We start from the raw sequence: 8,725 nt of genomic DNA on the forward strand, positions 1-8,725 counted from the left end.
ATCAAAAAACGTCTTCAAGGTTTTTAAGGATACCACCCGTTCAATCCAAGGCTCCCATCAGGTTCATGCGAGTAGGCTGTCATGGGCAATGGGGGTGCCTGACAGGTGATTTTCGTTTCCATGGTGGGGGGCACGCCATCACCAAACATCCGGCGGTGTTGTCATCACCGTTGAATAAAGGGGCTTCCTACTTGGCTGCCTTTTCTGGCCATGCTGCTGGCTTTTTAAATGAAAAGTTATAGGCGTGCAACGTCTTGCCTTGAATCGTATACGCAATGCCTCAAGAAAGCGCAGATATCACTCACTTTCATATACGTTTGGCTTTCCAAATGTGCGATAAGTTCCGCTGTTTGTGAAACTTCAGCTTGCTCACAGAGCCCTCACTTTACACCATTAACTTTTGATCTTCCTCATACTTCTCTACGATCGTCAATCAGAAGAGCCTTAGCAATTTGACGATAGCTTCACCCTTTGTCAGATCACAAAACTGCCTTAATCCTATCTTTTACGCGTAGGTTCTTTTCTTGCTGATGCTGCATTCTTAACGCAACACGATCTTCTTCTTTCAGAAATCTTTGCATAAGAAAAATTATTAAAATTGTAAACAGTTTCATTTAGCACGAGTATATGCACCGATCACTAGTTTTCTTTCACTTTTTCCCACCGGAGCTTACCCCCAAATATCTCCCCTTTTAATTCTAAGGAGGGGAAAAAGATAAGAAAAAAATAAAAATCAAAATAATTTTATTTCTCCATCAATTTATCCCTAAAATTTACGCGTTATAGGTAGATTGATTTTTTACTACAAGGTTTTTATAAAAATTTTTTTAGTACATCTCATAAGAATTATTGCCTCCTAACAATCTTCTTTCCCCCTTAAAAAGAAGTTTCGATCTTATCTGAAATTTTACTATCGATAACTTTTGTTATACAGGCATCAGACCAAACGTTTAGAGAAGTCTCTATCATGTCTATGATACTGTAAAATGGTAAAATGAGCCCTAAAATCTCTATTGAAACGTTCATACTTGTTAATAAAGAAGCAGACAAAAAGAAGCACCCCATCGGTACACCAGCGTTTCCTATTGCAGTGATAGTAGAAATGAATATCCACATAATCATTGTTAAAAATCCAATTTTTAATCCATTGTTTTGCATCAAATAAACAACTGTTGTAAAAATAAAAAGCAGCACATCCGTTCATATTAATTGACGTACACAAAGGCAACACCAATCGACTAATTTTCGGAGACACATTCAAATTTTTTTCCATAGTGTTGATCGTAACCGGTAAAGTTCCCGCAGAAGACTTAGAAAAAAATGCAACAGATAACGCAGGAAACATCCCTTTCATCGCAGAAAACGCCTTTATACCATTAATGTGAAGAAACACAGGCAGAACAATCCCGCCCTGAACAAAGTTTGCTAACACCACAACAAGTAAATAACCAGCTAATCCTGAAATATTTGCACTGCTTTTCATCTGTACCAAGGTTGTAGTGATGAACCCAAAAAGAGCAAGAGGAATAATCTTCACTATCCAAGACGTAATAACTATAAACATTCCATGCGCACCTTTAAAAAAATTGGTAATAACAGTGCAAGGAGCTTCTTCGGGAAGAAAAGCAATAGATATCCCAAGAACCATACTAATAAGCAGAACTCCCATCACATGATGTTCGATAAAAGGGGCAAAAATATTCGAAGGTATAATTGTATTTAGATATCCTAAATAATCTGCCCCTTGTACCCCTGTATGATGGGAGGTATTTACAGCGCTAATTTCCAAGTTTCCAGGAGAAATCAAATAATACAACACACAAGCAACGCTTGCAGCGATAACCGTTGTATTAACTGTATAGAGAAAAGTTTTTTTTCCTACCTTTTTTATGCTCTCATCCCCTTTAAACCGAGACACCGTTACTATTATAAGACAGAGAAATAATAGGCAAGCTTACGCATTTAAAAATTTTCATAAAATTATCCGTAATAATTTGAGCCAATTTTATTAACAAAGAAATATAAAAATAACTGCTTAACACTCCCACAATAATGGCTATCAAATAAAAATGGACGGTACTAATCCGATTAAAAAAAGAACTGGTGTGATTTATGCACATAAAAACCTCCAAAAAATTCGTTAACTAAAAAAATCTTAAAAAGTAGATAATAAAGAGCGTTTCAACAACAGCAGGTATTTACTAAAGACCTTATTAGAAAACGAACGTACACCACAGCTCCGATAAAAACCTGAAAATCTTAGCACTATATATTGTAAATAGTCAATAGATTTTTTTATTTATACAGAAAAAGATCTTCCTACAAGGATAATTCTTTTACATCTAGAAATTACTTTTATTTTTGTATAATTTTTTATAAAGTTCCGATATTTTGTGATAATAATAATAAGTTTTTTTAATATTTTTTTTAATGTTTTTTTTATAGTTTTGATTTTTTGTATAATATTTTTTATAATAACAACTGTAAAATAAAAATAAATAAAAAATATTTCTTCGTGAAAAAAGATTCTCTAAGAGCTATGAAAAGTAAATAATTTTGTATAGTATGAAAAAGCAAGAGAAAATTTTTATTATTTTTTAAATGATTGTCAAATGTAATGCGTGTTCCATGCGGTACTATTTGGATGATGACGTTTTGGGGTCTAAGGGGGGGTATGTGCGATGTTCTTCTTGTAAGCACGTCTGGTACCAAAATCCTCCGGCTTTGTCTCCTTACACTCCTATTCCTGTTGTACAAGCTCCTTTAATGATGCATCCTAAGCTTGCACACCGCTCACAGCCTATTCGTTTTTTTTGGATCGGCTTTACCATACTCATTCCTCTTTGTTTGGGATGTACACTGTTTATGTTGTATCAAAAAAACTTACTTCTATCCTCTTTACAAGGATGGTCCGGCTTGCTAAAAACAAAAGAATCTTATGAAGAAGAAAAAATTCAAATTCAGAACGTCGTTTATCGTTACACAGAAAATAGTATTATTTGTAAGGTAGACTTTATTAATGTTACAAAGGAATTAAGATATATTCCTGCACTGTTTATTCACATACAAAAAGAAGGAAAAACATTAAAAAAAATGAAATACGTTCCCCCAAAAACACCTTTGTTGCCTGGTGAAGAAAAAGCACTTTACATAGAGTTAAAGCAGGCACCAACGTCTTTTTCAAAAATTAGTGTAGGATTTTTTCCATAAGTACTGCTTTTTTGTACCATTTTGAGATTGTTTTCCATCTAAATTTATCATAAAACACTAGGTAGAGGGTGTAAAAAAAGTTATAAAAATCCCTATCTTTGATTGCAATCAATATATTAAAATTTAGAAAAATTAAGTAAAAGTAAAATGAGGTAAACAAATATGCCAAAAATCATTGCAGGAAGCAGTTGCAAAAAAATAGCTTGCGATTTAAGTACTACTTTAAATATTGGGTACATGGACGTCGTAATTGAAAGATTTTCCGATCAAGAGCTTCGCGTCCAGCTGCCATCACACCTGTATGAAGAAGATACAATTATTGTTCAATCCACGTGTAATCCGGCAAATGATCACTTAATGGAGCTATTATTTCTTATTGATGCCGCAAAACGTGCAGGAAGTCGAAGAATAATTTCAATCGTTCCTTATTTTGGATATAGCAGACAAGATCGTCCAGCTTACAAATGGGGACCAATTTCCGCAAGATTAATTGCAGCCATGCTTGAAGCTGCAGGAATCGATCACATCGTCACTTTAGATCTGCATTCTAAACAAGCAGAAGGTTTTTTTAAAATGGGCGTTCAAAATATAGATCCTAGTGTATTTTTTTCTTCTTATTTAGAAAAATCCCCTGATCTTACTGTGGTGTCTCCCGATATAGGAGGATTAGTTCGTGCGCAAAAAATGGCAGAAATTTTAAACGCTGAACTCGCCATCATCAACAAAACTCGTAATGGATATAATTCTTGTGAAATGAATACGATTATTGGAGAAGTATCTGATAAAAATTGCGTGATTATTGACGATATTATCGATACTGGGGAAACAATATGCAAAGCAGCTTTTTTACTAAAACAGCATAAAGCAAGAAGTATTCGTGTGATCGCTTCTCATGCTGTATTGTCTAACCATGCTAAACAAAAACTTACCAAAGCGCCTATTGATTTAGTGCTAACCACAAACAGTATTCCTCAAGAACTAAATCAACAATTTTTTAAAATTCTTAATATTGTTCCTATCCTTGCAGAAACCGTAAAAATGCTTATGCGCCTTTAATTATTTCTATCGCTTGGTTAATCGTAACAAGAGTTTGTTTACCATCTGACAAACGTTTTAAAATAATTTGCTGTTTTTCTAATTCTAGTTGATTGGCAATAATTATAAACTTAAATCCCTTTTTGTCAGCATATTTCATTTGCACCGCCAATGAAGCTTTTGACAAATAAATTTCGGTATTGACCCCCTTTATGCGAAAGGTTTTTGCTATTTTTATATAAAAAGGCACTAAAGCAGGATCTTGAACACTGACCAATACGGTTGCTGTCGTTTCCTGATTGGCGTGAATTACACCAAATTCTATTAATTTAGGAATCAGCCTTGATACCCCAATTGAAAACCCCACCCCAGGAAATCTTTTATTACTAAAGCTTCCAACAAGATTTTCGTACCTTCCTCCTCCACAAACGCTTCCTAATTCGGGAAAATCAACTAATCTTGTTTCTGATACTGTTCCTGTATAGTAATTTAACCCTCTAGCCAGTGTAGGATCTATTTGTATGTACTGGTCTTGAACTCCAAAATCTTTCAAAAATTTCATCACTTTTTTTAGTTCTTCCACCCCTTTGAAAAATTCTTCATTAGAACCAATGCTTTCTAAATACTCAATCCACTCTTTATTTGTTAAACGCTTTGCGATCAAACCAGACAATACTTCTGTATTGATCTGACTAATGCCGTAATTTCTTAGTTCATTATCTAATGCATCTTTTGATATTTTTTCTGCCTTATCAATTGTGCGCATTACTAAATCGACAGAGCTTTCTAATACTCCAAAAGATTTTATCATTCCTGTTAATAAAAACCGATTATTGATCTTTATAATAAATCTTTCCACTCCTATTGCTTTAAACACGTTATATATTATGGACAAAGTTTCTGCATCATAGATAAGCGGTAACTCACCAACGCTGACGACGTCAATATCGCACTGATAAAATTGTCTGTAGCGCCCGGCTTGCGGTCTTTCTCCCCGCCAAACTGGAGCAATATGATATCTTCGGTAAGGAAACGTGATCTGACCATAATGTTGTGCTACGTATCTTGCAAGAGGAACAGTTAAATCAAAACGAAGTGCTAAAGCCTTTTCTTTTGCTCCTTCGTCTCCTGCCAAGCGATGAAGTCCGTAAATTTCGCTATCATTACCTTTAGCAAGCAGCGTTGCGACTCTTTCAACAGCAGGGGTATCTAGAGGAATGAATCCATAAAGCTCAAACTGTTCTTTAATTTTCTCAATCACCTTATTAAAAGCAATCTGCTCTTTTGGTAAAAATTCAGGGAATCCAGATATATTCGTCAACATTTTTATCCTTTCTCATTACACTTCTTCAAATTTAGAAGAAAGCTCAGCCAATGTCATTTTAGATTTAGTTTCTTTATCATATTTTTTTATAAATACCCCATTTTTTAGAAACCATAAACTGTCTCCATATTTGATTGCTTGGGATAAGTTGTGCGTTATCATTATGCAAGTAAGTTTTTTTTCTCTCAGAATTTGGTTCGTTAGTTCCATAACAGAATCAGTGCTTGCTGGGTCTAATGCTGCGGTAATCTCATCTAACAACAATATTTTAGACTCTTTTAATATTGCCATAAGAATACTCAGCGCTTGCCGTTGTCCACCAGATAAATTACTCACCAGCTCCTGGATTTTATCTTCTAAGCCTATATTTAACATGCTTAACTTTTCTTTAAACGTCCTTATTCTATGTTTACTTGAAAAAAATTCCCCTCCCCTAATTTGCCCTCGCTTAAATGCAAAAGCCATGTTTTCGAGAATAGTCATATTTTCCATAGTTCCAAGTTTAGGATCTTGCATAACTTTTGATACAAGTTTTGCCCTATGCTTTTGAAGTGTATGAGTAATATCTTGACCGGACAACCATATTTTTCCAGAATTTACCTGAATAGATCCAGAAATAGCATCGAAAAGTGTAGATTTTCCCGCTCCATTTTCCCCAACAATTAATGCAAATTCTCCATCTTTCACGTCAAAATTTAGCTTATTCAATATTTTTCTTTCTTTATTATTTTTTCCTAAAATCACTTCTATATTTTCAAGTTTTAGCATAATTTTTCCTTGGAGTATACATAACGGTTAAAATCATCAATCCCGTCACCAAATTCAAATCAGAAGTGTTTAACCCTAGATAATCACCGTGAAGTGCAAAACTAACAAAAATTCTGTATAATATTGATCCTGTTAAACAGCTTATAGTCCTAAATATAGCAGATCTATACGGCAACATTTTTTCACCAATCATTACAGAAGCAAGGCCTGTCATGACGGTACCTATACCGCTTCCTACATCAGAAAATCCTTGATGTTGGCTAAATAAAGCACCAGACAATGCAATGATAGAATTGCTCAGAGCAAGACAGGTTATGGTCATAAAAGAAATACTTACTCCAGAATTTTTTGCAAGACGCTTGTTTTGCCCAATACTGCTTAACCCTAAACCAAAGTCTGTCATCAGCAGATATGTAATTGCTGCACACGACATCAATCCAATTCCCAATATCTGAACAATGGGAAATGAAGAAAATATAGTATCGCGGTTCATAAGGCTGATGTTGGGAATTCCCCCCATGACGCGTAAATTTATTGAATACAGCATAAATCCCACTAATATCCCGGAAAGAAGATTCGTCACTCTGAATTTTGTATGGATTATACCAGTTGCTGCGCCTGCAAGGCCTCCGGCTACCATCGCAATGCTCAATGAGGTCCAAGGATTCATTCCATTTTTAATAAGGATTCCAGAACTAGCAGCTCCTAAAACAAAGCTGCCATCGCATGTCAAATCCGGAAAATCAATGACTCGAAGAGTTAAATATATCCCAAGCGCAGCAATTCCGTAAATTCCACCTATTTCAAAGCTCATCATTATTTCGTTTAAAGTCATGATGTTTTCTTACCCACTATTTCTTTTGCTCTACGTTTTATACTGTCTTTAAAGAAAATTCCAAGCTTTTCCGCAGCATCTTGATTAAGATAAAGCTCTGTTTGTTCAGGAAATTCAACAGGAATCGTCCCTAAATCTTTTCCTTTCAGTGCGCAAACAATCATTTTAGCGGTCTGCACCCCTAGCTTATACTGATTTGGACCAAGCGCTGCCAAAGCACCCAGCTTTACTGCATCTGTATCACTAACATAAACAGGTACTTTTACTTTTGTAGCAATACTAATAATCGTCTGTAAGGAAGAAAGCGCAGTGTTATCATTGCTGATAAAAATAGCATCAACGTTAGCAGCCAATTTGGTAGCAGCTTGAGCAACTTGTGATGTGTTATCCACAGCCTGAAGCACCACTGTTATACCAAATTTTGGGCATAATTCCTTTAATTTTTTTATCAAACTTAAAGAATTTACTTCACCAGGATTGTATAAAACCCCTAAGCGAGTTAAATGAGGTTGAATTTCTTTAAATACCTCAACCTGGGGAGAAAGTTCAACAAAATTAGAGACTCCAGAGGTATTGTTTCCTGGTTTATTCAAACTTTGAACTAGCTCTGCCTTTAATGGGTCAGTTATTGAGCTAAACACAAATTTTATATTATTTTTTTTTATATGCTTAACAAAACTTTGAGCAGATATCGTACCAACACCCACCACAATATCTGGATTTTGATTGACGAATTTTACAGAAATCTGGGATGCTAATGCAGGACTTGCCTGCGCTGATTCTACGCGCAAATCTAATTCAGTTCCGGGTTTGTACCCATTTTTGACTAACTCGTCAATGATTCCCTTTATTGTCGTATTTAAAGCGGGGTGTTCAACACATTGATTAATAAAGATTTTTCTTTTTATTTTTTCTCCAAAAGATAAACACGCTACCCCTCCTATTGTTAGCAATAATAATATTTTTTTCATCTTAGTTTTCCTTTTTATCGTGAGTCAATTTCTGTAGAACTGCTGTATATCCTTGATAAGGTTCGTCTTTTAAAAATCTTGCCACTCTTCCTATCGTTGTTAAACTTGCTCCCAACTTGACATGAATTTCTCTATAGGACAATCCGTTACTTAGAGCTTTACATATCTGCCAACGCTCAGACAAAGCAGAAAGTTCAAAAGGCGTGCATAAATCTTTCAAGAAATTAAAAGCTTCCTCTTGCGTAGACAGTAGCAAAAATGCATGACACAGCTCTTTAATATTTTGGTGGTGATCATCGGAAATGATCATTTCAGTGCTTTTGTGCTGATCTAGTATGCTATCATGATGGCACGGTATGCAACGAAAGTCAAGAAGAAAAAAGCTCGCTTTTATAGTGTCTATATAGAAAGATAAATACTATAGTAATTTAGGTTGAATTAGGTGTAATTTTTTTGTTAAAATAAAAGGAAAATGACAAAGAGCTACAGCAACGATTTAAGACAAAGGGTAAATTTAGATGAGGGGGCGGGGTATTGAAGCATCGCAACCATTTAAAATAAGTGTATCAGCGATAGTCATGT

Annotated in this window: 8 protein-coding genes and 1 pseudogene; 3 read left to right on the forward strand and 6 right to left on the reverse strand. The window is 35.0% G+C overall.

Annotated elements, in window-relative coordinates:
• Window positions 1–242 (forward strand): hypothetical protein (locus tag K737_RS10045; RefSeq protein WP_035575013.1); only part of this gene is annotated, 242 nt, incomplete at its 5' end.
• Between the two features lie 634 nt (window positions 243–876).
• Here the strand turns inward: K737_RS10045 and K737_RS03640 are convergent.
• Window positions 877–1,918, reverse strand: a pseudogene (locus K737_RS03640) (dicarboxylate/amino acid:cation symporter).
• A 683-nt stretch (window positions 1,919–2,601) separates the two neighbouring features.
• Here K737_RS03640 and K737_RS03645 point away from each other — a divergent pair.
• Together K737_RS03645 and K737_RS03650 are read left to right on the forward strand one after the other, a co-directional pair.
• Entirely contained in the window at window positions 2,602–3,210 is a 609-nt protein-coding gene (locus K737_RS03645; protein WP_006291757.1) for an MJ0042-type zinc finger domain-containing protein, read from the forward strand.
• A gap of 162 nt (window positions 3,211–3,372) precedes the next feature.
• A complete protein-coding gene (locus K737_RS03650; protein ID WP_006291755.1) occupies window positions 3,373–4,266 on the forward strand; it encodes a ribose-phosphate diphosphokinase in 894 nt (297 codons plus the stop codon).
• Here the strand turns inward: K737_RS03650 and hisS are convergent.
• From hisS to K737_RS03675, 5 genes are read right to left on the reverse strand one after another with little or no spacing between them, the layout of a single operon-like run.
• Complete coding sequence (hisS, locus tag K737_RS03655) at window positions 4,253–5,566, reverse strand: histidine--tRNA ligase (protein ID WP_235075682.1); 1,314 nt, start codon at window positions 5,564–5,566, stop codon at window positions 4,253–4,255. The genes K737_RS03650 and hisS overlap by 14 nt on opposite strands.
• 18 nt (window positions 5,567–5,584) lie before the next feature.
• Window positions 5,585–6,313 carry an ABC transporter ATP-binding protein gene (locus K737_RS03660; RefSeq protein WP_206537236.1) on the reverse strand — a complete coding sequence of 243 codons (729 nt, stop codon included), beginning with the start codon at window positions 6,311–6,313 and terminating at the stop codon, window positions 5,585–5,587.
• A 10-nt stretch (window positions 6,314–6,323) separates the two neighbouring features.
• Window positions 6,324–7,172 (reverse strand): ABC transporter permease, encoded by an 849-nt coding sequence (locus tag K737_RS03665; protein ID WP_006291741.1) that lies wholly within the window; start codon window positions 7,170–7,172, stop codon window positions 6,324–6,326.
• Window positions 7,169–8,143 carry an ABC transporter substrate-binding protein gene (locus K737_RS03670; protein ID WP_006291725.1) on the reverse strand — a complete coding sequence of 325 codons (975 nt, stop codon included), beginning with the start codon at window positions 8,141–8,143 and terminating at the stop codon, window positions 7,169–7,171. The genes K737_RS03665 and K737_RS03670 overlap by 4 nt, the downstream gene beginning before the upstream one ends.
• Window position 8,144: 1 nt before the next feature.
• Window positions 8,145–8,453: a YerC/YecD family TrpR-related protein gene (locus K737_RS03675; RefSeq protein WP_006291724.1), complete on the reverse strand. Its 309-nt coding sequence runs from the start codon at window positions 8,451–8,453 to the stop codon at window positions 8,145–8,147.
• Between the last annotated feature and the right edge of the window lie 272 nt (window positions 8,454–8,725).

It is taken from the genome of Holospora undulata HU1 (genome assembly GCF_000388175.3).
Classification (GTDB): domain Bacteria; phylum Pseudomonadota; class Alphaproteobacteria; order Holosporales; family Holosporaceae; genus Holospora; species Holospora undulata_A.